Below are 24,007 nucleotides of genomic sequence, written 5' to 3'. Positions count from 1 at the left end.
TTCACGTTGCCGCTCCCGCCGTCGCCGGTTCGCTGTCGGTGTACTGCGTGTCGCTGGTGCTGCTGTCGCTGTCGCTGGTGCCGCTGTCGCCCGCGTACGGGTCCGGCCCGGAGCCCGGCCCGTCTCCCCGGCGGCGTCTGCGCCGTACGGCGAACCAGCCGCCCGTACCCACGAGCACCAGGACCGCGGCGCCCGCCACGCGCCACCACGGCACGAACACCGCGGACGCGGCCCCCGTCCCGTGTGCTCCGCCCCCGGCCACCACCGTGAGGTGCACGGATGCCGAATCGAGCGCCGGCGGGTGCGGCCACTTCTCCGTGAGCCGTGCGCGCCGTCCGGGCAGCAGTTCAACCGGCAGCGTGCGCCCGGTGAGGTGGTGGGCGCCGCTGATGAGGCCGTCGGTGCGTACGTCGAGGTGCGGGGTGAGGGCGGTGTTGCCGCGGTTCACCACCGTGTAGTGGATCAGCCCCTGGCCCTTGTCGACCCGGACGTCCTCGACGGTCAGCGCCGAGAGCGTCGGTCCGCTCACCCGCAGCTGCACCCGCACCCCGGTCTCGCGCCCGCCCGCCGCCGCCACGATCGCGGCCGGATGGTCGCCCGGTTCGGCGGTGGCGGGGACCGTGACGCTGAAGGGGACCCGGGCGCTGGTGCGCGCCGGGACCTGCACCGTGCGGGCGGCCGGGATGATCCAGGTGTGGCCCGTGGCGCGGAACGCGGAACCGCCGGATGCCGTGTTGTACGCCTCGGCCCCCCGCAGCCGTACGGTCACGGCCTTCTTCCCCGGGTTGGTCAGCGCCAGGGTGTCCTCCAGGACGGTCCCCGGTGCGCCCTCCAGATAGAAGTACGGCCGGCCGTCGGCGCTGGGCCTGGTCCCCGCGCCGGACGCGGGCGCCGCCGTCCAGCCGGATCCGCCGGCCGCCGGCTCCGCCGCGGCCGCGGGTACGAGCGCGGGCACGGCGGAGCAGAGCAGTACGGCAGCCGTGAGCACGGCGGAACGGATGTTGCGCGTGAGCATGAGAGAACTCCCTGTTGCTTGGACCGCCTCCCTGGTCCCGGCAGGTGTCAGGCGGACCGCTGGCCCCGCCGGGTCAGCCACAGCACCCCCGCGGCCCCGCTGAGCAGCACGGTCCCGCCGAGCGTGCCGAGCGCCATCGTGGAGTCGAGCGGCCCGGTCTTCGGCAGGCTGCCGCCCGGTGTGCTCTGCGACGACCCGGAGCCACCGCCCGTGGAACCGCTGCCACCGCTCGTACCGCCGCCGCCCGATCCGGCGACCGTCAGTTCCAGTGAGGGCTTGGGGCTGTTGGACGGGGTGCAGGTGGTCGTCGTGCCGAGCGCCTTGATGGTCAGCGTCGACGCGGTGAAGGTGACCTTGCCGCTCTTCTTGGGCGTGTAGGTGCCCGACAGGTCACTGATCTTGATGGGTGAGTTGGCGGGTATGGCCGCCGAGTTGGTCGCTCCCGCGACCGGGACCGTCCCGCTCTCGGCGCCGCCCAGCTTGATGAGCGCGCTGGGCTTCATGGCGCCCTTGCCCAGTTCGACCGGGCTGGACGAGACGCCTTTCTGGAAGGACATGGTGAGGGTGTAGCCGCTGCCGCTCTTGACGCCCTTGATGTCGATGGGCGAGACGGCTCCCTTGTTACCGATCGGCGTTTTGCACTGGTAGTTGACGTCCACCACGTCGGCCTGGGCTGCCGGTGCGGTCATCAGCACCACCGAGCCCGCGACGGCCGCCGCCAGCGCAAACGCTGTCCGCTTCTGGTACGACACCTCGAAACCCCTTATGCCGGATGCCGCCGCTAAGTTACTGACGACACATCAGATTGGGCGCTCAAGGTACGCCGGAGCCCTTGCCGAGGGAAGACAAAGAGCGCACCGGATCGGTGCGCTCAGGGGAAGGGGAGAAAAGGGGTGGAACTCTAAGCCGGTGCGGCCAGCTCGGCCCAGACCATCTTGCCGGGCCTGCCGGACGTACGGACCACGCCCCAGTCGAGGCAGAGCCGCTCCACGATGAACATGCCGTGCCCGCCGGGCCGGCCGGCCCGGTGCGGGCTGCGCGGTGCGGGCTGGCCCGCGCCGCGGTCGACGACCTCGAGACGGAGCACCTTCTGCCCGTACGAGACGCGGAGCTCCTCGGGACCCTCGGCGTGCAGGCACGCGTTGGTGACCAGCTCGGACACGACCAACAGGACGTCCTCCGCCGCGGCACGGCGGTCGGCGCTCCCGGCGGGCAGCCAGGCCCAGTCGTAGAGCGCCTGGCGCGTGAAATCACGCGCCAGCGGGACAATGCCGCTCGCGCTCTGCAGGGAGAGCGTGCGACTGCGGCCTTCGGCGGACACGGTGGAGGCTGGTCCGGCGCCGTCGCGCTCGGGGCCGAGGTCCCCCGGCGGCTGCTGCCGGGTGGTGCTCATCAGCGCTTCACCTCACCGATTCACCGGTTCAAAAAAGTCAGCGGTACAAAGATTGCGGAGGGACTCCTGCCCTGCCTAATGGTGACAACACTCATTTCTTTCTACAGAGTGTGCGGATCAGTCGCGCAGCGCGTCTTCGAGACAATCGTGCACGGTGAAGACCGCCTCGGCGCCTGTGATCTCGAACACTCTGGCCACCACGGGAAGCATCCCGGCCAGGTGAACCCCACCCCCGGCGGCCTCCGCCTTGAGGCGGGCCCCGAGGAGCACGTTCAGTCCCGTCGAGTCGCAGAATTCCAGCTGGGAGCAGTCGATGACCAGTCGCGACCGGCCCCGCTCCAGCGCCTGATCCAGCGGCTCGCTCAGCAATTCGGCAGTGTGGTGATCAAGCTCACCTGCCGGAGTCACGACCTCACTCCGGCCCACGGACCTGACTTCGACCTGAAGCCGGCCCCGGTTCGTGCTGCCGACCGTCCCGCGGTCCATGTCCGTCCCTCTTCGCCGTGTTGGAGATGTCGCTGACGTGCGACGAAGACTACGCCTTCCACACGCCGACCGGTAGCCGAACAACCCCAACAAACCTTACCAATACGGACATTTAACACTTGCGCTTGTCCGCCACAAGCCGATAGGGGTAGTAGCCGACAGCATTCGAACATGGCCGGCTTTGGAGGCGCCGCTACACCGCTGAACACAGGCATCGGCAGCCATATGCCGAGAACCATGGAGGACACCATGTCACCCCGGCTCGACGAATCCCGCAGCGATGCGTCGACTGCACGTCCTACCCAGCCCCACCGGATCGAGTCCGGAATCGAGGATTTTCCTGAGATTCCGCCGTACGGCGAAGTGGGTCCGCTGGACGCCAGGGCCCTGTCGAAGACGCTCTTCTCGCGGCTGGAGTCCCTCGAAGAGGGAACGCACGAGTACGCGTATGTCCGCAACACGCTCGTCGAGCTCAACCTGGCCCTGGTCAAGTTCGCCGCCTCCCGGTTCCGCTCACGCAGCGAACCGATGGAAGACATCATCCAGGTCGGCACGATCGGCCTGATCAAGGCGATAGACCGCTTCGAGCTCAGCAGGGGCGTGGAATTCCCCACGTTCGCGATGCCGACGATCATCGGCGAGATCAAGCGCTTCTTCCGTGACACGTCCTGGTCGGTGCGGGTGCCGCGCCGTCTCCAGGAGCTCCGTCTCGACCTCGCCAAGGCCGGCGACGAGCTCGCCCAGCAGCTCGACCGCGCCCCGACCGTGGCGGAACTCGCCGCACGCCTCGACCTGACCAAGGAAGAGGTCGTCGAAGGGATGGCGGCGAGCAACGCGTACACCGCCAGCTCGCTCGACGCCCAGCCCGAGGAGGACGAGTCCGAGGGCGCGCTGGCCGACCGGATCGGCTACGAGGACCACGACCTCGAAGGCGTCGAGTACATCGAGTCGCTCAAGCCCCTCATAGCCGGGCTCCCCTCGCGCGACCGGCAGATCCTGTCGCTGCGCTTCGTCGCCAACATGACGCAGTCGGAGATCGGCGAAGAGCTGGGCATCTCGCAGATGCACGTGTCGCGGCTGCTGTCGCGCACGCTGGTGAAGCTGCGCAAGGGGTTGACGCTGGAGCAGTGAGGCGCCGTCAGCAGTGAGGCAACGTCGCGAGGAGCGTCCGTCCGGCACACGGCCGGGCAGCGCCTCGGCGGAAGAGCCGGTCCCGCTCGCCGGGACCGGCTCTTCCGCGTGCGGGGCTCGTACAACCCGCGTGCGGGGGCTCGGAACCCGCGTGCGCAGCCCGGACAGCCCGCGTACGGAGCTCGTACGCGGGCTGAGTGGGATCCGGTCGGTCAGACCACCCGGGTTCCGCGCTGCCACACCCCCGAGACCAGCGGGACACCGGGCCGGTAGGCGAGGTGGACGTGGGACGGTGCGTCGAGCAGCGTCAGGTCCGCCCTGGCCCCCGGCACCAGACGGCCGATGTCCGTACGGCGCAGCGCCTGTGCGCCGCCCGCCGTGGCCGCCCAGAGCGCCTCGTCCGGGCTCATCCCCATGTCCCGTACCGCCAGGGCGATACAGAACGGCATGGAGGACGTGAACGACGAGCCCGGGTTGCAGTCGGTGGAGAGCGCGACCGTCACCCCGGCGTCGAGGAGGCGGCGGGCGTCCGGCCAGGCGGCGCGGGTGGAGAACTCGGCGCCCGGCAGCAGCGTGGCCACGGTGTCGCCGTCGGCCAGGGCCGTGACGTCCTCGTCGGTGAGATGGGTGCAGTGGTCGGCCGAAGCGGCGTCCAGCTCGACGGCGAGCTGCACCCCAGGACCGTAGCTGAGCTGGTTGGCGTGGACGCGCGGGTGCAGGCCCTTGGCCCGTCCCGCGGTCAGGATCGCGCGGGCCTGGTCGCCGTCGAAGGCGCCCTTCTCGCAGAACACGTCGACCCAGCGGGCGTGCGGCGCGCAGGCATCGAGCATCTCGCCGGTGACCAGGGCGACGTACCCGTCCGGGTCGTCGGCGTAGTCGGGCGAGACGATGTGGGCGCCCAGGTAGGTGACCTCTTCGGTGTGGCGGGCCGCGATCCGCAGGGCCCGTGCCTCGTCCTGCACGGTCAGGCCGTAGCCGGATTTCGTCTCCAGCGTGGTGGTGCCCTGGCGGAGCGCCTCGTGGAGGTAGGCCGCGACGTTCGCCGACAGCTGTTCGTCGGTGGCCGTGCGGGTGGCGGCGACCGTGGTGCGGATCCCGCCCGCCGAGTAACTGCGGCCCGACATGCGCGCGTTGAACTCGGCCGTCCGGTCGCCCGCGAAGACCAGGTGCGAGTGCGAGTCGACGAACCCCGGGATCACCGCCCGGCCGCCCGCGTCGACCGCGTTGTCAGTGGCGGGTGCTTTGCTGGATTCACCGACCCAGGCAATGCGGTCGCCGTCGATGACGAGCGCCGCGTCCTGGATCAGACCGAGCGGGGATCCGTCCCCGAGGGAGGGGTCGTTGGTGACCAGACTGCCGATGTGGGTGAGGGCGGTGGCGGGGTTCGTCATCGCGGTGTGCTCCTCCGTGTACGGGTTCGGGGTCAGGGACGCAGCGCCGCGATCGACTCGGCCAGCGCGTGCGGGACGTCCGGGACCAGTGCGTGGACTCCGTCGCGTACGACATGACGGCCGCCGACGACCGTGTGGCGTACGTCGGCCGCGGAGCCGGCGAATACCGCGGTCTCCGCTCCGAGTCGCGGTACGGGACCCGCTGTTCTGACCGAGTCGAGTGCGATCGTCGTGAGGTCGGCGAGCGCGCCGGTCTCGATGACGCCGCCCTCGGGCCAGCCGAGCGCGTTGTGCCCGTCGTCGGTGGCCGCGCGCAGCAGGGCCGCCGCCGTCCAGTGGCCGCGGGTGCGCGAGCGCAGCCGTTCGTTGAGCTCCAGGGCGCGTGCCTCTTCGAGGATGTCGATCACGGCGTGGCTGTCGCTGCCCAGGGAGAGTGGGCTGCCCGCGTGCTGGAGCCGGGTGGCGGGGCCGATGCCGTCGGCGAGGTCGCGTTCGGTGGTGGGGCACATACAGGTGCCGGTCCCCGAGGAGCCGAGGAGGCTGATGTCCTCGTCGGTGAGGTGGGTGTTGTGGACGCCGATGGTGCGGGGCCCGAGCACTCCGTGGTCGGCGAGCAGCCGGGTGGGCGTGCAGCCGTGCGCCGCAAGGCAGGACTCGTTCTCGGCGGTCTGCTCGGAGAGGTGTACGTGCAGCGGGGCCTGCCGGCTCTCGGCCCATGCGGCCACGGTGCCGAGCTGGTCGGCCGGGACCGCCCGTACGGAGTGGACGGCCGCGCCGATCCGGGCGTGGTCGCGGTCCTTGAGCAGGGAGGCCCGCTCGGCCCAGCTCTGCGCCGAGCCGTCGGAGAAGCGCAGTTGGTGCTTCTCGGGCTCCGCGCTGCGGTACTTGTCGATCATCCCGGACGCCAGGTAGGCGGTGTCGAGGAGGGTGATGCGGATGCCCGCGTCGGCGGCCGCGGCGATCAGCGCCTCGCCCATCGCGTTCGGGTCGTCGTAGGGGGCGCCGCCCGGCGTGTGGTGCACATAGTGGAATTCACCGACCACGGTGATCCCGGCCATCGCCATCTCGGCGTACACCGCGCGGGCGAGCGCGTGGTAGGTGTCCGGGGTCAGCCGGGCGGCCACGCCGTACATGACGTCGCGCCAGGTCCAGAAGGTGCCCGAGCCGACCTGGGCGGCGGACCGCAGGGCGCGGTGGAAGGCGTGGCTGTGGGCGTTCGCCAGGCCCGGGATGGTCAGGCCGCGCAGGACCGTCGCGCCGGGCGGCGGTGCCGGCACCTCCTTGCGGACGGCGGTGATCCGGCCCTGGCCGGTCTCCAGGACGACGCCCGGCTCGACATGTGTGTCGAGCCAGGCGTGTTCCAGCCAGTACGTCACCTGCACGCCAGGCCCTCCAGTACATCGGCGAGTGCGGTCACCCCGGCCAGGCAGTCGTCCTCGCCGGCGGTCTCCGCCGGGGAGTGCGAGACACCCGTGGGGTTGCGTACGAACAGCATGGCGGTCGGGACGGACGCGGAGAGGATTCCGGCGTCGTGTCCCGCGCCCGTTCCGAGAACGGGCACATCGGTGCCGTCGCCGCCGAGGATCTTGCGGAGCTCGTCGCGCAGGGCGTGCTCGAACTCGACGACGGGGGTGAAGGACTCCCGGGTGACGCGGACGTCCACGCCGTCCCGCTCGCCGCGTTCCCTGGCGGCCTGCTCGATACCGGCGATGACCGTGTCCAGCGTCGACTGGTCGGCGGCGCGCGAGTCGAGCCAGCCGCGCACCAGGGAGGGGATCGCGTTGACCCCGTTCGGCTCGACGGAGACCTTGCCGAAGGTGGCGACCGCGCCCGCGAGTTCCGCCTGGCGGCGGGCGGCCAGGACCGTCTCGGCGTATGTCAGCATCGGGTCGCGCCGGTCCACCAGACGGGTCGTCCCGGCGTGGTTGGCCTCGCCGTGGAAGTCGTACCGCCAGCGGCCGTGCGGCCAGATCGCCGAGGCGATACCGACCGGGTCGCCGCTGAGGTCGAGGGCGCGCCCCTGCTCCACATGGAGCTCGACGAACGCGCCGATCCTGGCCAGCCGCTGGGGGTCGGCGCCGATACCGGCGGGGTCGTACCCGGCCTGCTCCATGGCGTCGGGCAGCGAGATGCCGTCGCCGTCGCGGAGCTGGTGGGCCTTGTCGACGGTGAGCTGTCCCGCGGTGAGCCGGGAGCCGACGCAGGCGAGCCCGAAGCGGGCGCCTTCCTCGTCGCCGAAGTTGCTGATCGCCAGCGGCCTGGTGAACTCGGCTCCCCTGCTGCGGAGTTCGTCGAGTGCGGCGAAGGAGGACACCACCCCGAGGGGCCCGTCGAAGGCGCCGCCGTCCGGTACGGAGTCCAGGTGCGAGCCGGTGACGACGGCGTCGGTGCCCAGCGGGTCGCCCAGCCAGGCCCACTGGTTGCCGTTGCGGTCGAGTTCGTACGTGAGACCGCGGGCCAGCGCCTGGTCCTTGAACCAGGCGCGGCAGTCGGCGTCGGCGCCGGTCCAGGCGTGCCTGCGGTACCCGCCGGATTCGGAGCTGCGGCCGATGGGCAGCAGCTCCGCCCACATCTCGTGGAAGGAGGAGGTCACTGCTGCCCGCCCTCGCGCATCGGCACGCGGACGCCGCGCTCGTCGGCGACCCGCTCGGCGATGTCGTATCCGGCGTCGACATGGCGGATGACGCCCATGCCCGGGTCGTTGGTGAGCACCCGGCGGATCTTCTCGCCCGCGAGCGGGGTGCCGTCGGCGACGGAGACCTGTCCGGCGTGGATGGAGCGGCCCATGCCGACCCCGCCACCGTGGTGGATGGAGACCCAGGAGGCACCGGATGCGACGTTGACCATGGCGTTGAGCAGCGGCCAGTCGGCGATGGCGTCGGAGCCGTCGAGCATGGCCTCGGTCTCGCGGTACGGAGAGGCGACCGAGCCGCAGTCGAGGTGGTCGCGGCCGATGACCAGCGGGGCGGCGAGGGTGCCGTCGGCGACCATGTCGTTGAAGAGGGCGCCGGCCTTGTCGCGCTCGCCCTGGCCGAGCCAGCAGATACGGGCGGGCAGGCCCTGGAAGTGGACGCGCTCACCGGCCATCTTGATCCAGCGGTGCAGCGATTCGTTCTCCGGGAAGAGCTTCAGGAGCGCCTTGTCCGTCTTGTGGATGTCCGCGGCCTCGCCGGAGAGGGCGGCCCAGCGGAACGGGCCCTTGCCCTCGCAGAAGAGCGGGCGGATATAGGCGGGCACGAAGCCGGGGAAGTCGAACGCCCTGCTGTAACCGGCGAGCTGGGCCTCACCGCGGATGGAGTTGCCGTAGTCGAAGACCTCGGCCCCGGCGTCCATGAAGCCGACCATGGCCTCGACGTGGCGGGCCATCGACTCGCGGGCGCGCACCGTGAAGTCGGCGGGCTTCTCGGCGGCGTACGCGGCCATGTCGTCGAAGTCGATACCGAGCGGCAGGTAGGCGAGCGGGTCGTGGGCGGAGGTCTGGTCCGTCACGATGTCGATCGGCGCGCCCTCGGCGAGCATCCGGGGCAGCAGCTCGGCGGCGTTGCCGAGGAGGCCGATGGAGAGCGGCTTGCGGGCGTCGCGCGCCTCGACGGCGAGCTGGAGGGCGTGTTCGAGGGAGTTCGCGCGGACGTCCAGGTAGCGGTGCTCGATCCGGCGCTCGATGGCGCGCGGGTCGACGTCGATGCAGATCGCGACGCCGTCGTTCATCGTCACGGCGAGCGGCTGGGCGCCGCCCATGCCGCCGAGTCCGGCGGTGAGCGTGATCGTCCCGGCGAGCGTGCCGTTGAAGCGCTTGGCCGCGACAGCGGCGAAGGTCTCGTAGGTGCCCTGGAGGATGCCCTGGGTGCCGATGTAGATCCAGGAGCCGGCCGTCATCTGGCCGTACATGGTGAGACCGAGCGATTCGAGCCGCCGGAACTCCTCCCAGTTGGCCCAGTCGCCCACCAGGTTGGAGTTGGCGATGAGCACCCGCGGGGCCCACTCGTGGGTCTGCATCACGCCGACCGGGCGACCCGACTGGACGAGCATCGTCTCGTCCTGCTTGAGCGTCTGCAGCGTGCGCACCATGGCGTCGAAGGAGCGCCAGTCGCGGGCGGCCTTGCCGGTGCCGCCGTAGACGACGAGCTTGTCGGGGTGCTCGGCGACTTCCGGGTCCAGGTTGTTCTGGAGCATGCGCAGGGCGGCTTCCTGCTGCCATCCCAGGGTGCTCAGCTCCGTACCGCGCGGGGCCCGTACCGGCCGGGGTCCTGACATGGTCTGCCTCCTCGATCCCACACTGTTACACGTTCTATTCACATCTTGACGAGGTGAATAGAACTAGTCAATACAGTCGGGCATCCCGCCCCGCCCCAGTCGATGATTGGCTGGATCACATGGCTTCTGAAACGGGTTCTGGAACAGCCGCCGGTACGGGCTCTGCCATGGGTGCCGGTACGGGTGCCGACATGGGTGCCGGCACGGCTTCGGATACGGGTGCCGGTACGGCTTCCGATACGGGTGCCGCCGCGCGGCGTGAGCAGGCGGTACGGGCCGCGGTGGCGGCCGGGCTGGCCGGGCCGGACAGCCCGGTCGTCGGGCTGCTGGACATCCACGGCATCCGCGGCAGCGCGGCCGCCCTGCGGGCCGCGTTCGAGGAGGTCACTCCGCCGGGTACACCCGTTCTGCACGCCTTCGCCGTCAAGGCGGCCCCGCTCGTCCCCGTCCTGCGGCTGCTCGCCCACGAGGGCATCGGCGCGGAGGTCGCGAGCCCGGGTGAGCTGGCGCTGGCCCGCGCCGCGGGGGTGCGCCCGGCGCGCACCGTCCTGGACTCCCCCGCCAAGACCCCCGCCGAGCTGCGCGAGGCGCTCGCCATCGGGATCGCCGTGAACGCCGACAACCCGCAGGAGCTGGCCCGGCTCGACGCCCTCGTCCGGTCCGCCCCGACGGCCTCACCACTGGGCCTGCGCGTCAATCCGCAGACCGGCGGCGGCTCCATCGGCGCGCTGTCGACGGCCACCTCGACCTCCAAGTTCGGGGTGGCGCTGCGGGACGAGGGCGCCCGCGCCTGGGTCGTCCGCGCCTTCCTGGACCGCCCCTGGCTGAACCGGCTGCACACCCACTCGGGCTCGCAGGGCGTACCGCTGGCACTCATGGCCGAGGGCGTACGGGCCGTCCACGAACTGGCCGAGGAGATCAACGAGGCTGCGGGCCGGCAGCAGATCGACACCATCGACATCGGCGGCGGCCTCCCGGTCAACTTCTCGTCGGACGACGAGACCCCCACGTACGCCGAGTACGCCCGGCTCCTCAAGGCGACCGCACCCGGCCTGCTCGACGGCCGCTACGGCCTGGTCACCGAGTTCGGCCGCTCGCTGCTCGCCAAGCACGGCACGATCCTGGCCCGCGTCGAGTACGCGAAGTCGGCGGGCGGCCGGGCCATCGCGGTCACCCACGCCGGGGTCCAGGTGGCCACCCGCACGGTGTACGCGCCCGCCTCGTGGCCGCTGCGGATCGCCGCGTACGACAGCGGGGGCCGCCCCAGTACGGCCCCCGCCACCGCCCAGGACATCGCGGGCCCCGCCTGCTTCGCGGGCGACCTGCTGGCGGAGGACCGTGAGCTGCCGCTGCTCGGGCAGGGGGACTACGTGGCGGTGCTGGACACCGGGGCGTACTACTTCGCGCACCACTACGCGTACAACAGCCTTGCCAGGCCCGCGGTCTACGGGTTCGCGGCGGGGTCGGCGGCAGAGACCGCGTCCGGCGCGCGCGGGGTCCGGTTCGCGACGGTGCGGGACGCGCAGAGCGTGGCGGAGATCGTCGCCGAGTCGGGCGGGTCGCACGCGGACGCGCTGCTCTGAGCTCTGAACTCTGACGCGCGCCGGCGCGGGCACCGAAGCGGCCGGACCGGCCGAACGCACACACACGCACAGCCGGAACCCGGACGCACACACAGCCGGAACGCAGACCCTAATCCCGCCGCGCATGTTCCGCTGGAAAATGCCAGAACTCCCCTCAGAGGGCTGAGCGTTGCGTAACTTGGCCGTCACTGGAGCACGGCCGCCCCCGCGGCCACGCGCGCCACGCTGGGAGGGGAGTTCCGCGTGCCCGGAATCGACGAGTGTCTGCTGGAAGCCATGCGGCTGCCCGGTTCCCTCGGTGCCGCCGTGGTCGACTGGACCAGCGGGCTCGCACTCGGCACCATCGGCGAGTCACCGAACAACGACCACGAGGCGACCGCGGCCGAGACCGCGGAACTGGCGAGGATGGCCGCCGAACAGCCCGCGTTCGCCCCGGCCCCGCCCCTGGTCCCGGCAGCCACCGGCGAGATACCGGAAGCCTCGGCGCCCGCCCCGGGTGAGGGACTTCCGGTCGAGGACGTCATCGTCACCAACCGCACCGGCTACCACATCCTGCGCTTCGTCGAGACGACCTTCGACAGCAGCGTCTTCCTGCATCTCTGGCTCGACCGCGACGAGGGCAATCTGGCGCTCGCCCGATTACGGCTGCGGGACCTGGCCGGGCGTCTGGTGCTGTGATGACCACCGCGACGAAAGGCCCCGGCCCCTCGGGCGTCTCGCCCATGCTCGTCCGCCTCGCGGGCGAAGGGGCCACCGGCGCCCTGCTGCGTGACCGCGGCACGCTCTATCTGGTCGACGGCCAGGTGGTGCACGCCGAGAGCCCGGCCGCCCCCGGGATCGACGTCCTGCTGACCGCCTCGGGACGGCTGCGCCCCGAGGGGTGGCGGCAGGCACTGGACCGGGCCGGGGCCCACGGCCGGGTCGGCCGCTTCCTGGTCGAGAGCGGCCAGGTCGCGGACGGCGAGCTGGAGATCTGCCACCTCGGCGCCCTGCACGACGCCGCGTACTTCGCCCTCGCCCCCAGCAGCGGCCCCACCCGCTTCCGCTACGGCGTCGCCCACTGGATCGGCACCGTGCACCCGGTCCCCGCCGGCGCGGTGGAGCGGGAGGCCGCCCGCCGCCGGGAGCTGCTCGACCGGCTCTGGCCCTACCCGGACATCGACACCGCCCCGGTGGTACGGGCCCCGAGCCGCCCCGACGTCCCGGTCACCCCGCGCCAGCGCGCCGTGCTCGACCTGGCGGACGGGGTCCGCACTCCGCCCGGCATCGCCAGGGCGCTGGGCCGCCCGGCCTTCCACACCCTCATCGACGTCCGCAGGCTGGCAGCCGCCGGCGCCGTCGAGACCCCGCGCACACCCGTGCCGCAGGCGCCCGCGGTCCCCGCCCGGTTCGCCGACGCGGTCGCCGACGTGTCGCCGGACCCGGATGTCGCCCTGCTCCGCCGGCTGCGAGACGCATTGGAGGCCACGCTGTGATCCGCGCTCTGCGGCAGCGCGCCGAGAGGAGACAACTGATGTCCGCGGAGGCCGAAGTGCTGGAGGAGCTACGGCGGTTGAGAGCCCGGGTGCCGCTGATCAGCGGGGCACTCGCGGCCAGCGCCGACGGCCTGGTGCTGGCGCAGGACACCACGTCGGCCGAGGGCGAATCCGTCGCCGCGCTCACCGCGGCGGCCCTCGGCGTCGCGCAGCGGCTGACCGAGACGACGGGCCAGGGCGCCTTCCGTGAGCTGCTGGTCCGCGGCGAGCACGGCTATGTGGCGACGTACGCGGCGGGCCCGTCCGCCGTGCTCACCCTGCTCGCCCAGCCGCGTATCAACGTGGGCCGGCTGCATCTGGAGGCCCGCCGGTCGAGCACCCGGATCGGCGAACTGGTCGACGGCGCCCTCGACCGGCCGGAGCACCCACGACCGGAGAGCCCATGACCGGCACACCCTCGCGGGGCCCCCACTCCCGGGCCGCCCGTACCCGTACCCGGACCCGTACGGCATCGGAAACCAGCCACTCGGACACCGGCCGCCCTGACGCCCCCCGCTCCGGCACCAACCGCACCGACACCCCCCACTCCGACACCACCCGCTCCGACACCAACCAGAAGAAGGGAAGTGCGCCTCCCATGGCGAACACCGAAACCGCACTCAAGGACGCGATGAGCTCGATCGAGGGCACCATCGGGGTGGCCCTCGTCGACTACACCAGCGGAATGGCCCTCGGCACGCTCGGCGGCGGCAAGGACCTCGATCTGGCCGTTGCCGCGGCCGGGAACACGGATGTGGTGCGCGCCAAGGTGCGGACCATGGAGCACCTCGGTATGAAGGACGAGATCGAGGACATCCTGATCACCCTGGGCGGGCAGTACCACCTGATCCGGCTGCTCAAGGGACGCGGGAACAACGGCCTGTTCCTCTATCTGGCGCTGGACAAGTCCCGGGCGAACCTCGCGATGGCCCGCCACCAGCTGAAGAAGATCGAGGCCGAACTGGAGGTCTGACCCGCCGGGTCACACCTCCACGGCCCTGTCAGCGACGCCGTGCCCCGCCGGGTGCGGCGTCGCCCGCGAGGACACCCGTCGAGCTGTAGCCCTTGACCGGCTTCCCCGCGGGGCCCCGCGCGATCCAGTCGGTACGGACCCAGAGGAGCAGGTCGTCCGCGTGTTCGCGACGGCCGAGCCGCACCGCCCTGAGCCAGAGCCCGGCGCCCGCCCCGGCGAGGGTCAGCCCGCCGGCGGCGGGAAGCGCGAACGACGAGCCGAGCGCCGCGGCGAAGGCCGCGAGCAGCCACCAGCGGTGGGCGCGCCGCCAGTTCCGTACCGTCACGGCCCGGTCCTGGAGGAAGTCCGAACGGCCCGCCCGCGAGGGCGACTTCGAAAGATGGTGGAACCTGCGCCTGCGGACCAGGGCCACCAGCGCGCAGGTGACCAGGGCGAGCGCGGCCCCGGCAAGGAGCCCGATCCTGCGCCCCGTCAGTCCGGGCAGCAGCGCCCCGGCAGCCGCGGCCACCAGTCCCAGCCACCACAGCGGCGCGGCCCCCGCCCGTACCAGCACCGCGACTCTCGCCACGGTCCGCGGCCGCCCCTTCCCGGCCCCCTCCGAACGTCGGCCCTTCCCGGACCCCTCCGACCGCCGGTCCTGGCCCTGGCCCTGGCCCCGAGCCTGCACCTGCACCTGTGTCTGCGCTCTGCCGCGCCCCACGTCCGTACTCCCTCCGCATGCCTGCTCCGGACCGAGCGGAGACTAGCGACGGTTTCTGAGTTTGTTCTTTGAGGCCCGGCCTGGCCGCGTTCGGTGCTGCTCCCGGGGCGTCCGACGGTGACGCCCGGCGGTGACGCATGTGTGCCGGAACCATTGACGCCCGGCCCGCGGGGGCCTAAGACTCTCCTCACATAGGTGAAAGTGCACATAGGTGAGGTGGCACATGGTCAAGTTCGAGTACGTGCTGCTCGCGTTGCTCGCAGGGCGTCCTCGAAGCGGGTTCGATCTGGGCAAATGGGTGGAGTCCGAAGGGCAGTTCCTTCGGTCGCGGGCCCATCACAGCCAGATCTACCGGCTGCTCGGACGGATGGTGGCCGACGACTGGGTGGTCTACGAGGTCGATCCGCGCGACCGGCGGCCGGACGCCAAGGTGTACCGGGTGACACCGCACGGGCGTGATGTCCTGCTGGAGTGGGTGCGCTCGCCGTACGAGCCGACCAGCCGGTTCCAGGACCCGGACTTCGTGGCACGGTTCGCCTTCGCGGCGCCGCTGGACACGGAAGCCGCGATCCGGCTCGTCCGCACCGAGCTCGACTACCGCCGGGAGCAGATCGCCCGTAACCGGGACCGTGATCGCACCCTCCGCTTCGACGATGCGCTGCCGGAGGTGGACTCCGCTTTCGCCCAGGAGACCTTCGACACGCTGCACGCCTACGGCGCGTCCGCAGCCGACACCTGGGTGGCCTGGCTGGAGCGGATGCTTCAGCGCCTGGAGGCCCGCCGCGATCAGAGACGCGATCAGAGAGGTGACACCCCCGCATGAAGGCCATCATGGTCATGTTCGACAGTCTCAACCGGCATCTGCTGCCCCCGTACGGTGGCGACTGGACACACGCTCCCAACTTCCGCCGCCTGGCGGAGCGTTCGGTGACCTACGACAACGCGTGGGCCGGGTCGATGCCCTGCATGCCGGCCCGCCGTGAACTCCACACCGGCCGCCACAACTTCCTGCACCGCAGCTGGGGCCCCCTGGAGCCGTTCGACGACTCCATGCCCGAACTGCTGAAGCAGCACGGGGTGTACACCCACCTGGCGAGCGACCACCCGCACTACTGGGAGGACGGCGGGGCGACCTACCACGGCCGGTACAACACCTGGGAGTTCTTCCGCGGCCAGGAGGGCGACCCGTGGAAGGGCCAGGTCGCCGACCCCGCGATACCCGACTCCCCGAAGTCGATGCGCAGCCCGGCGTACCGCCAGGACTGGGTCAACCGCCCGTACATGGCGACCGAGGACCGGCACCCGCAGACCCTCACCTTCGACGCCGGCCTGGAGTTCATCCGTACCAACCAGGGCGCCGACCGGTGGTTCGTACAGATCGAGACCTTCGATCCGCACGAGCCGTTCTTCTCCCACCAGCGCTACAAGGACCTCTATCCGCACGGCTACGAGGGTCCGCACTTCGACTGGCCCGACTACAAGCGCGTGACGGAGACCGACGGCCAGGCCGAACACGCCCGCTACGAGTACGCGGCGCTGCTGTCCATGTGCGACCGCTCCCTCGGCCGGGTCCTGGACACCATGGACGAGCTGGACCTGTGGGACGACACGCTGCTGATCGTCAACACCGACCACGGCTTCCTGCTGGGCGAGAAGGGCTGGTGGGGCAAGGCCGTCCAGCCCTGGTACAACGAGCTGGTCCACCTGCCGCTGTTCGTCCGGGACCCCCGCCATCCCGGCACGGCGGGCGAGCGGCGGGACGCCCTCGTCCAGACGATCGACCTCGCGCCCACACTCCTCGACTACTTCGGCGTCGACCGCCCCGCCGACATGCAGGGGGTACCGCTGCCGGTCGCCGATGACGTCCCCGTACGGGAGGCCGCGCTGTTCGGTGCGCACGGCGGGCACGTCAACGCCACCGACGGACGGTACGTGTACATGCGCGCCCCCGTCTCCCCGGACAACGCGCCGCTGTACGAACACACGCTGATGCCCACGCATATGCGGGGCCGGTTCACCCCGGCCGAGCTGGTGGACGCCGAGCTGGCCGAGCCGTTCTCCTTCACCAAGGGCGTACGGACCCTGCGCACCCCGGGGCGCAGCATCCTCAACCCGTACCTCCACGGCACGCTTCTCTTCGACCTCTCCACCGACCCCGAGCAGCTCGCCCCGATCGTCGACGACGAGGCCGAACTGCGCATGGCCGCCCTGCTGGTGGAGCTGATGCGGGCGAATGACGCGCCGCCCAGCCAGTACGAGCGGCTCGGTCTGCCCGCCGACGGGGCGGTCACCGACAAGCATCTGCTGGTGCGGGCCCAGCGTGACCAGGCGGAGAAGGCCATAGAGCCGTTGCCGCGGCCCGAGGAGTTCCCCGCCGGGCGCCTGTCGCTGCGGACGCCGATGCGGAGCCTGATGGCCGATCCGGTCGCGGGCGAGGTACTGCGCCGGCATCTGCCCGGCGTCTTCGACTCCGAGCTGCTCCAGCTCCTCGGCCCCATGCCGCTGATCGATGTCGCCGCGGTGGCCGCAGGGGTGATGTCCCGCGAGGCGCTCCTCGCCGTCGCGGGGGAGCTCGCCACGCTCTGACGCAGGCGCCGGTCCTTCCCCCCGAAGGCCGCCGGGCAGGCAGGCGGGCGCCTGTCTGCCCGGAAGGCCGGTGCCTGAGCTACTCCATGAACAGCCCCCGCGCCACCGCCCGTGTGTCGAACTCCTCCAGGCGCGACTGCGCCTCCGGCAGGTCGTCGCACATCGCCTCGAGCAGCACCCGCCCCAGCAGCATCGGCCCGCACACCGTGTCGAAGGCGAGGCCGGTGCCGACGGCGGCCGGGATCAGGATGTCGCTGTACTTGGCGACGGGCGCGAAGGCCGAGTCGGCGACCGTCACCACGGTCAGCCCGGCCGACTGCGCGTACGCGAGCGCCTCGACCACCTCACGCGGGTGGCGGGGCAGCGCGAAGCAGAGCAGCACCGTGGCCCCCGCCCGTACCGAGGCGTCGATACGGTCGGCCAGCATCGTGCCGCCCTCGTCGAGCAGCCGGACATCCCGGTGGACCTTGGCGGCGAAGTACGCGAAACCCCTGGCCTGCGAGGAGGCGGCGCGCAGCCCCAGTACCGGCAGGGTCGGGGACTGCGCGAGAAGCCGGCCCGCGCGTTCCACCAGTGAGGGGTCGGCCAGTACCTCGGCGAGCCGGCGCAGGTTCTCCATCTCGGCGTGGACGGCCTGCTGGTACTCGTTGAGGCTGTCGTCGTCCGCCTCGCGTCCGGCCGGGGCGACCTCCCGCAGGTGCCGGCGCAGCGCCGGGTAGCCGTCGAAGCCGAGCGCCACCGCGAACCGGGTGACGGACGGCTGGCTGACCCCGGCCAGTTCGGCCAGTTCGACGGAGGAGAGGAAGGGCGCCTCGGCGGCCTGCCGCACCATGCAGTGCGCGATGCGCCGCTGGGTCGGTGTCAGCCGGTGCCCTTCGAAGAGCTGTTGCAGCCGTGCGGCCGGGCTGTCGCTCATGCCGTCATCCCCCTCAAGTTCCACTTCCACATCAGAGTTCATTGAACCGCCGCCTTCCTGACGTGCCCGCTCCGGGGCACCGCCCGCCCCGGCGGCCCCCTCGGAAGCCCCTCGGAAGCCTCTCAGCCGCCCCGTTCCCTGGGAGATCATCGAACCGCCCGTTCCTCAGAGGTCATTGAACCGGTCGAGCAGCGCCGCCGCCGTCTCCACGTCGTCGGTGAGCGGCCGGTCCGCGAGATCCGGGTTGAGCACCTCGTCCGCCAGGGCGAAGGCACGGCCGACCGGCAGGTCGGGGTCGATCCGCAGCTCTCGCTGGCGCAGCGCCCGTACAGAGGCGACCAGTTCGCAGCCCACGACATAGCGGTACGCGCGTCCGGCCCGCAGCGCCTGCCGGGCCGCGAGCGACGCGAAGCTGGCCTGTTCCTCGACGCCGCGGGAGAGGACGGCGTGCCCGAGCGAGGCCGGCGCGGACAGGGCGCTCAGCTCACCGAGGGCAGCTCCGGCCGCGTACTCCAGGATCATCACGCCCGACGACGCCGCCTCGCCGTCGGCGAGGAAGGGCCTGAGCCGGGTGAACCCGGGTTCGTTCAGCTCGGAGAGCCGGGACGTGGAGAGCCGGGCCGTCTGGGTGAGGGCCAGCCGGAAGTGGTCGAGCGCCAGCGCCAGCTGGGCCATGTAGAAGCCGCCGTGGTGATAGGCGGCCATGTCCTCCGCGTGGATCAGCGGGTTCTCGGCCGCCGCGTTGATCTCTACGGCGATGGTGCGTTCCAGCAGGTCGGCGGCGTCCTGCGCGGGCCCGTGGATCTGCGGGACACAGCGGAAGCCGTACGGATCCTGGATGCGGCCCAGCGGCGGGGTGGGCCGCTCGGGTGCGCCGAGCAGCCAGCGGCTGCGGGCGGCGACGGCGTACGAGCCGGGGTGCGGGCGGGCCGCGTGCACCGGTTCCGCGTACGCCTCGAAGGAGCCGTCCACGGCGAGCAGGGACAGCGCTGCCACCACCTGGGTCGCGTCGACCAGTGAGCGCAGCTCGTCGAGTGCGAGCGCGGCCTGCCCGAGGGTGAGGGCGTTGCTGCTGATCAGGGCGAGGGCATCGTTGTTGTCGAGGCGCAGCGCGGTGGGTGGCCGGCCGCCCTGCCAGGGATGCTCGCCGGCCAGCGCGAGGCCCATCTGCGCGAGGGCCGCGATGTCGCCGGTCCCGACCGAGCCGAACTCGTTGACGACGGGGTGGGCGCCGGACTCCAGGGCTTCGCAGAGCGCGGTGACGACGGTGGGCCGCAGTCCGGCCCCGCCGGCGAGCAGCTGATTGGCGCGCACTGCGAGCATGGCCCTGACCTCGTGGCCCGGCAGCGGGTCCCCGATGGCCCCGGCGTGCGAGCGCAGCAGCCGCAGTCCGTGGTCGGCGGCTGCGCCGGACGGCACCGACTCGTTACGGTTGGCGCCGACACCGGTGGAACGGCCGTACACCCGACCCGACGCGGCGAGCTCACGCGCCGCGTCCCAGGACTGTTCGACACGCTTCATCGCCTCGGTCCCGGGTACGGGCCTTGCCGTGCCACGGGCGAGCCGCACCACATCGGCGACCGGAAGGGACTCACCGTCGAGGACCACGATGCCGGCCTGGGGGGTGCCGGTCCCGGTGTCCACCGTGCGGTACGACATCATGCGCGAACGCCTCCTTTTCCCGACATTCGGTCTGCCTGATGGACCGGCGTCACCAGTGTTTCAGCGCAGCCCATTGACAAATTATTCAGACACCGAGAACTCTGCATGACCATATGCAGCCGGGCAAGGGATGACCGATGATCAAATTCGACGCCGTGCACAAACGCTTCCCGAACGGCACCACCGCGGTCCACGACCTCAACCTGGACATGCCGGAGGGGCAGATCACGGTCCTCGTCGGATCGTCCGGGTGCGGCAAGACCACCACGCTCCGCATGATCAACCGCATGGTCGACCCGTCGTCCGGGACCATCCGCCTCGCGGGCAAGGACATCCTCGAAGCGGACGCCGCCGAGCTGCGGCGCGGGATCGGGTACGTCATCCAGCAGTCCGGGCTCTTCCCGCACCGGACGATCCTGGACAACGTGGCCACCGTCCCGCTGCTGCTCGGCTGGGGCCGCAAGAAGGCCCGCGCCCGCGCGGCGGAACTGCTGGAGACGGTCGGGCTGAACGCCGACACCGGCAAGCGCTATCCGCACCAGCTCTCCGGCGGCCAGCAGCAGCGCGTCGGGGTGGCCCGCGCGCTCGCGGCCGACCCGCCGGTGCTGCTGATGGACGAGCCGTTCGGCGCGGTGGACCCGGTGGTCCGCACCCAGCTCCAGGACGAGCTGCTGCGGCTCCAGAAGGACCTGAACAAGACCATCGTCTTCGTCACCCACGACATAGACGAGGCCGTCCGGCTCGGCGACCGCATCGCGGTCTTCCGTACCGGCGGCCATCTCGTCCAGTGCGCCGAACCCGCCGAACTGCTCGCCAGGCCCGCCGACGACTTCGTGGCGGACTTCCTGGGCGCCGAGCGCGGGCTGAAGCTGCTGTCCCTCTCCACGCTCGCGGGGATATCCCAGACCCCCGCCCCGGTCATCCGCGCCGACGAGCGAATATCCGCGGTGAAGCGGCCGGGCCGCTGGCTGCTGGTGGCATCCGCCGACAACAAGCCGCTCGGCTGGCTCGACGCGGACGCGGATCCCGCGGCCGGGACCGCGGGCGACGCCCCGCTGCTGCCCGTCCGGGCCCTGCGCGACACCGACTCACTGCTCTCCGCGCTCAACGAGTCCGTCTCGTCCCCGGCCGGTCTGGTGGCGCGGGTGGACGCCGACGGCGCACTGACCGGCGTCACCTCGCGCGACGCGATCCACGACCGTGCGGGCGAGGCCCACACGAGCGCCGGAGCCGCGGGCGACACCCCCGCGCAGACCGGTTCCGCCGCATGACCGTCGACTGGGGCTGGTTCCCCGACCACACCGGCGAGATGGCGCACCTCACCGCGGACCATCTCTCCACCGCGGTGCCCGCCGTCCTCATCGGCCTGCTGATCGCGCTCCCGCTGGCGGTCATCGCCCACCGGGTACGCGCACTGCGCGGCTTCGTACTCGGCATCTCCAACATCCTCTACACGATCCCGTCGCTGGCCTTCTTCGTCCTGCTGCTGCCCATCACCGGACTCACCCGGACGACGGCGATCACCGGCCTGACCGCGTACACCCTGGTGGTGCTCGTACGGAACACCGTCGAGGGCCTGGACGCGGTGCCCGCCAAGGTGCGCGAGGCGTCCACCGCCATGGGCACCCGGCCGCTGCGCACCCTGCTCACCGTGGAACTGCCGCTGGCACTCCCGGTGATCATGGCCGGTATCCGGGTCTCCACCGTGATGTCGATCTCGCTGGTGAGCGTCGCCAGCTACATCGGGTACGGCGGCCTCGGCCAGCTCTTCACCGACGGCTTCCAGCGCAACTACCCCACCCCGGTCGTCGCCGGAGTGGTCCTGACCCTGCTGCTCGCCCTGGTGGCGGACGCGCTGCTCGTCACCGTCCAGTGGCTGTGCACGCCCTGGACCAGGCAGCGCCATTCCATGAAGAGGGGCGCCTGACCCATGCTGGAACTCCTCAAGAACCTCGCGTCCTGGCTGACCAGCTCCGCCCAGTGGTCCGGCCAGGAAGGCATCGCGCACCGGCTGGTCGAGCACCTGCAGTACTCGCTGCTCGCCACGGTCATCGCGGCCGTCATCGCGCTCCCCATCGGCATGCTGATCGGCCACACCGGGCGGGGCGCGTTCATCGCGGTCAACCTGGCGTCGTTCGGCCGCGCGCTGCCCACCGTCGGCCTGGTGACCCTGGTCTTCCTCGCGGGCGGGCTCTCCATCTGGCCGGTGTACGTCTCGCTGGTCGCCCTCGCCGTGCCGGTGATCATCACCAACACGTACGCGGGCATGGCCGCCGTCGACCCGGAGGTCAAGGACGCGGCGAAAGGGGTGGGGCTCCGCGGCCACCAGGTCCTCTGGCAGGTCGAACTCCCGCTCGCGCTGCCCCTGATCATGACCGGCATCCGGCTGGCGACCGTGCAGGTCGTGGCCACCGCCACCATCGCCGCCTATGTCAGCTTCGGCGGCCTGGGCCGGTACGTGTTCGACGGGCTCGCCCAGCGCGACCTGGTGCAGGTGCTCGGCGGCGCGGTGCTCGTCGCCGTCCTGGCCGTCATCGCCGACCTGGCCCTGGGCGGGGTGCAGCGGCTGCTGCTGCGCGGCCGACCCGACACCGCCCGCTGACTTCTGGAGACCCGAGATGAACCGACGTACCGCACTCACCGCCCTGCTGGCCGGCGCATCCGCGCCCATGCTCGCCGCCTGCTCGTCCGGCATCACGTCCCTCAACGGGGACAGCTCCGGCGGCGACGCCGGAAGCAGCTCGGGCGGGCTGGTCATCGGCACCGCCAACTTCACCGAGAACCAGATACTCGGCTACCTCTACGCGGGGGCGCTCAAGGCCGCGGGCATCAAGTCCACGGTCAAGCCCAACCTGGGCTCCCGCGAGATCATCGTCCCCGCGCTGAAGGGGGGCGACATCGATCTGCTCCCCGAGTACCAGGGCAGTCTGCTGCTCTATCTGAACAAGAAGGCCACCGAGACGGAGGCCGGCGCCATGCAGAACGCGCTGGCCGCCGTGCTGCCCACGAGCCTGGAGGTCCTGCCGTATGCGGCGGCCGAGGACCGCGACAGCTTCGCGGTGACCCGTGAGACGGCCGACAAGTACGGCCTCAAGACCCTCGCCGACCTGAAGAAGGCCAACGGCAAGCTGGTGTTCGGCGCGGCGGCCGAGATGCAGAAGCGGGTCGTCGGGGTCGTCGGCCTGAAGGACCAGTACGGCGTGGAGTTCAAGGAGTTCAAGGCGCTGGACTCGTCGGGCCCGCTGGTCAAGGGCGCGCTGAAGAAGGGCGATGTGGATGTCGCCAACGTCTTCACCACGGACGTGGATGTCGTGGCGAACCACTGGGTCGTCCTCGAGGACCCGAAGCATCTGGTGCCCGCGCAGCACATCGTCCCGCTGATCGCCGCCCGCAAGGCCGACGGCAAGGTCCGCAAGGCGCTGGCCCTGCTGGGCAACGCGCTGACCACGGAGGAGCTGACGAAGCTGAACCGGCTGGTCGACAAGGACAAGGAGGACCCGGACCGGGTCGCGGACGCGTGGCTGAAGCAGCACAAGCTGATGGTGTAGCGCTGCTCTTCCGGGGCGCCGCCCGGACCCCGGTCCTCGCTGGGAGGTGCCCCGGGCCGCAGGCTTGACCTTTCAAGCCTGCGGCCCGGCACTCGTTTACTTGCCGGCCTCCGGGCCGTACCACTGCACGGCTTGTCCGGTGACGGCGGCGATGCAGTCGAAGTCGTGGTCACGGTGCAGGAGGGTGAGACCCTGGAGTTCCGCGGTGGCGGCAACGACGAGATCCACAGCTCCGGCACTGCGGTGCTGACCGCGCTGGGTCAGCAGCCCCTGAACCTGCCAAGCGCGGTTGTACGCACGGTCGTCCACGGGCACCCAGCAGAAGAGCAGACGCATGTCCTCGATGCCACGCTCGCGGTCTGCGGCGGAGCGGGCGCTGTAGAAGAACTCCAGCTCGGTGACAGGGCAGGTCGCGATGAGTCCTGCCGTAGCGGCTTGGTCCCAGCCGTACTGCTCGGCGTCGCCACGGAGGAACCGGGCAAGTGCGCTGGTGTCGATCAGGAACTGAGCCGCGCTCACCGCCGGTAGTCCCTCTTGTCCTCGAAGAGGTCCAGTTCGAAGCCCCCGTCGTTCGCTGCCGCACGCAGCCGGGTGAGAGCGAGGGCCCGTCGGCGGTTGTCGAGCACCTCGCGAAGCGCGGTGTTGACCGTCTCCCTCTTGGTGCCGGTCCCCAGCGCCTGTGCCACGGCAGTCAGCAGTTCGTCATCGAGGTCGATCACTGTACGACTCATCGAGCACCTCCGGCGATATCATCTCGTGGCATAAGTATATCTCGCTGGATATACCCAAGGCTCCACGACGGGGCGACCAGGACGCACCACCCCTCCCTCACCCACGCGGAAGGCACGCCTGACC

Annotated in this window: 25 protein-coding genes; 12 read left to right on the top strand and 13 right to left on the bottom strand. The window is 71.3% G+C overall.

Features of this window, described 5'->3' with window-relative positions; genetic code table 11:
* Position 1 precedes the first annotated feature (1 nt).
* The 4 genes from OG210_RS19460 to OG210_RS19445 form a co-directional block, all read right to left on the bottom strand.
* Complete coding sequence (locus tag OG210_RS19460) at positions 2 to 1,015, bottom strand: hypothetical protein (protein ID WP_328327243.1); 1,014 nt, start codon at positions 1,013 to 1,015, stop codon at positions 2 to 4.
* A gap of 47 nt (positions 1,016 to 1,062) precedes the next feature.
* Entirely contained in the window at positions 1,063 to 1,767 is a 705-nt protein-coding gene (locus tag OG210_RS19455; RefSeq protein WP_328327245.1) for a peptidase, read from the bottom strand.
* Positions 1,768 to 1,916: 149 nt separating this feature from the next.
* On the bottom strand, positions 1,917 to 2,408 hold the full coding sequence (locus OG210_RS19450; protein WP_371537905.1) for an ATP-binding protein: 492 nt from the start codon (positions 2,406 to 2,408) through the stop codon (positions 1,917 to 1,919).
* A 117-nt stretch (positions 2,409 to 2,525) separates the two neighbouring features.
* Positions 2,526 to 2,894 (bottom strand): STAS domain-containing protein, encoded by a 369-nt coding sequence (locus OG210_RS19445; protein ID WP_328327249.1) that lies wholly within the window; start codon positions 2,892 to 2,894, stop codon positions 2,526 to 2,528.
* Positions 2,895 to 3,131: 237 nt separating this feature from the next.
* Between OG210_RS19445 and OG210_RS19440 the strand changes: the two genes are divergently transcribed.
* Positions 3,132 to 4,025, top strand: coding sequence for an RNA polymerase sigma factor SigF (locus OG210_RS19440; protein ID WP_327297237.1), 894 nt, complete (start codon positions 3,132 to 3,134; stop codon positions 4,023 to 4,025).
* Positions 4,026 to 4,237: 212 nt separating this feature from the next.
* Here OG210_RS19440 and hutI read toward each other — a convergent pair whose 3' ends face one another.
* From hutI to hutU, 4 genes are read right to left on the bottom strand one after another with little or no spacing between them, the layout of a single operon-like run.
* Positions 4,238 to 5,416, bottom strand: a complete 1,179-nt coding sequence (gene hutI, locus OG210_RS19435) for an imidazolonepropionase (protein ID WP_328327251.1) — start codon at positions 5,414 to 5,416, stop codon at positions 4,238 to 4,240.
* Between the two features lie 32 nt (positions 5,417 to 5,448).
* Entirely contained in the window at positions 5,449 to 6,798 is a 1,350-nt protein-coding gene (locus OG210_RS19430) for a formimidoylglutamate deiminase (RefSeq protein WP_328327253.1), read from the bottom strand.
* Entirely contained in the window at positions 6,789 to 7,988 is a 1,200-nt protein-coding gene (locus OG210_RS19425) for an allantoate amidohydrolase (RefSeq protein WP_328335451.1), read from the bottom strand. The genes OG210_RS19430 and OG210_RS19425 overlap by 10 nt, the downstream gene beginning before the upstream one ends.
* A 17-nt stretch (positions 7,989 to 8,005) precedes the next feature.
* Positions 8,006 to 9,670: a urocanate hydratase gene (hutU, locus tag OG210_RS19420; RefSeq protein WP_328327255.1), complete on the bottom strand. Its 1,665-nt coding sequence runs from the start codon at positions 9,668 to 9,670 to the stop codon at positions 8,006 to 8,008.
* A gap of 191 nt (positions 9,671 to 9,861) precedes the next feature.
* Here hutU and OG210_RS19415 point away from each other — a divergent pair, with 191 nt between their 5' ends.
* From OG210_RS19415 to OG210_RS19395, 5 genes are all read left to right on the top strand, one after another.
* The gene (locus tag OG210_RS19415; RefSeq protein WP_371540375.1) at positions 9,862 to 11,253 is read left to right on the top strand and encodes a diaminopimelate decarboxylase; all 1,392 of its coding nucleotides are present in this window, start codon (positions 9,862 to 9,864) and stop codon (positions 11,251 to 11,253) included.
* A gap of 243 nt (positions 11,254 to 11,496) precedes the next feature.
* Positions 11,497 to 11,931 carry a hypothetical protein gene (locus OG210_RS19410; protein ID WP_371537900.1) on the top strand — a complete coding sequence of 145 codons (435 nt, stop codon included), beginning with the start codon at positions 11,497 to 11,499 and terminating at the stop codon, positions 11,929 to 11,931.
* Positions 11,931 to 12,728 carry a transcriptional regulator gene (locus OG210_RS19405; RefSeq protein ID WP_328327259.1) on the top strand — a complete coding sequence of 266 codons (798 nt, stop codon included), beginning with the start codon at positions 11,931 to 11,933 and terminating at the stop codon, positions 12,726 to 12,728. Before OG210_RS19410 ends, OG210_RS19405 begins: the two co-directional genes overlap by 1 nt.
* Before the next feature lie 38 nt (positions 12,729 to 12,766).
* Positions 12,767 to 13,174 (top strand): roadblock/LC7 domain-containing protein, encoded by a 408-nt coding sequence (locus OG210_RS19400; RefSeq protein WP_328327261.1) that lies wholly within the window; start codon positions 12,767 to 12,769, stop codon positions 13,172 to 13,174.
* 191 nt (positions 13,175 to 13,365) lie between these two features.
* Complete coding sequence (locus OG210_RS19395; protein WP_327299723.1) at positions 13,366 to 13,740, top strand: hypothetical protein; 375 nt, start codon at positions 13,366 to 13,368, stop codon at positions 13,738 to 13,740.
* 28 nt (positions 13,741 to 13,768) lie between these two features.
* Here OG210_RS19395 and OG210_RS19390 read toward each other — a convergent pair whose 3' ends face one another.
* Entirely contained in the window at positions 13,769 to 14,308 is a 540-nt protein-coding gene (locus tag OG210_RS19390) for a hypothetical protein (RefSeq protein WP_328327263.1), read from the bottom strand.
* Between the two features lie 355 nt (positions 14,309 to 14,663).
* Between OG210_RS19390 and OG210_RS19385 the strand changes: the two genes are divergently transcribed.
* Together OG210_RS19385 and OG210_RS19380 are read left to right on the top strand one after the other, a co-directional pair.
* On the top strand, positions 14,664 to 15,263 hold the full coding sequence (locus OG210_RS19385; RefSeq protein WP_371537895.1) for a helix-turn-helix transcriptional regulator: 600 nt from the start codon (positions 14,664 to 14,666) through the stop codon (positions 15,261 to 15,263).
* On the top strand, positions 15,260 to 17,026 hold the full coding sequence (locus tag OG210_RS19380; RefSeq protein WP_371537892.1) for a sulfatase: 1,767 nt from the start codon (positions 15,260 to 15,262) through the stop codon (positions 17,024 to 17,026). Before OG210_RS19385 ends, OG210_RS19380 begins: the two co-directional genes overlap by 4 nt.
* 79 nt (positions 17,027 to 17,105) lie before the next feature.
* On the opposite strand, the gene OG210_RS19375 is transcribed toward OG210_RS19380, so the two are convergent.
* Complete coding sequence (locus tag OG210_RS19375) at positions 17,106 to 17,942, bottom strand: MurR/RpiR family transcriptional regulator (RefSeq protein ID WP_371537889.1); 837 nt, start codon at positions 17,940 to 17,942, stop codon at positions 17,106 to 17,108.
* A 165-nt stretch (positions 17,943 to 18,107) separates the two neighbouring features.
* Complete coding sequence (locus tag OG210_RS19370) at positions 18,108 to 19,601, bottom strand: aromatic amino acid ammonia-lyase (RefSeq protein ID WP_371540372.1); 1,494 nt, start codon at positions 19,599 to 19,601, stop codon at positions 18,108 to 18,110.
* 140 nt (positions 19,602 to 19,741) lie between these two features.
* Here OG210_RS19370 and OG210_RS19365 point away from each other — a divergent pair, with 140 nt between their 5' ends.
* The 4 genes from OG210_RS19365 to OG210_RS19350 are packed head-to-tail and all read left to right on the top strand — an operon-like array spanning position 19,742 to position 23,152.
* Complete coding sequence (locus OG210_RS19365; protein ID WP_328327271.1) at positions 19,742 to 20,875, top strand: ABC transporter ATP-binding protein; 1,134 nt, start codon at positions 19,742 to 19,744, stop codon at positions 20,873 to 20,875.
* Positions 20,872 to 21,531, top strand: coding sequence for an ABC transporter permease (locus OG210_RS19360; RefSeq protein WP_328327272.1), 660 nt, complete (start codon positions 20,872 to 20,874; stop codon positions 21,529 to 21,531). Before OG210_RS19365 ends, OG210_RS19360 begins: the two co-directional genes overlap by 4 nt.
* A 3-nt stretch (positions 21,532 to 21,534) precedes the next feature.
* Positions 21,535 to 22,206: an ABC transporter permease gene (locus OG210_RS19355; protein WP_328327274.1), complete on the top strand. Its 672-nt coding sequence runs from the start codon at positions 21,535 to 21,537 to the stop codon at positions 22,204 to 22,206.
* A gap of 16 nt (positions 22,207 to 22,222) precedes the next feature.
* On the top strand, positions 22,223 to 23,152 hold the full coding sequence (locus tag OG210_RS19350) for an ABC transporter substrate-binding protein (RefSeq protein WP_371537884.1): 930 nt from the start codon (positions 22,223 to 22,225) through the stop codon (positions 23,150 to 23,152).
* A gap of 96 nt (positions 23,153 to 23,248) precedes the next feature.
* Here the strand turns inward: OG210_RS19350 and OG210_RS19345 are convergent, their stop codons facing one another.
* Positions 23,249 to 23,671, bottom strand: coding sequence for a PIN domain nuclease (locus tag OG210_RS19345; RefSeq protein WP_328327278.1), 423 nt, complete (start codon positions 23,669 to 23,671; stop codon positions 23,249 to 23,251).
* Positions 23,668 to 23,883, bottom strand: a complete 216-nt coding sequence (locus OG210_RS19340) for a type II toxin-antitoxin system VapB family antitoxin (protein ID WP_328327280.1) — start codon at positions 23,881 to 23,883, stop codon at positions 23,668 to 23,670. Before OG210_RS19340 ends, OG210_RS19345 begins: the two co-directional genes overlap by 4 nt.
* Between the last annotated feature and the right edge of the window lie 124 nt (positions 23,884 to 24,007).

This window comes from Streptomyces sp. NBC_00466, from assembly GCF_041433995.1.
Classification (GTDB): domain Bacteria; phylum Actinomycetota; class Actinomycetes; order Streptomycetales; family Streptomycetaceae; genus Streptomyces.
Note: the sequence above shows the minus strand (reverse complement) of the source record. Positions and strands in the feature narration are given on the sequence as shown.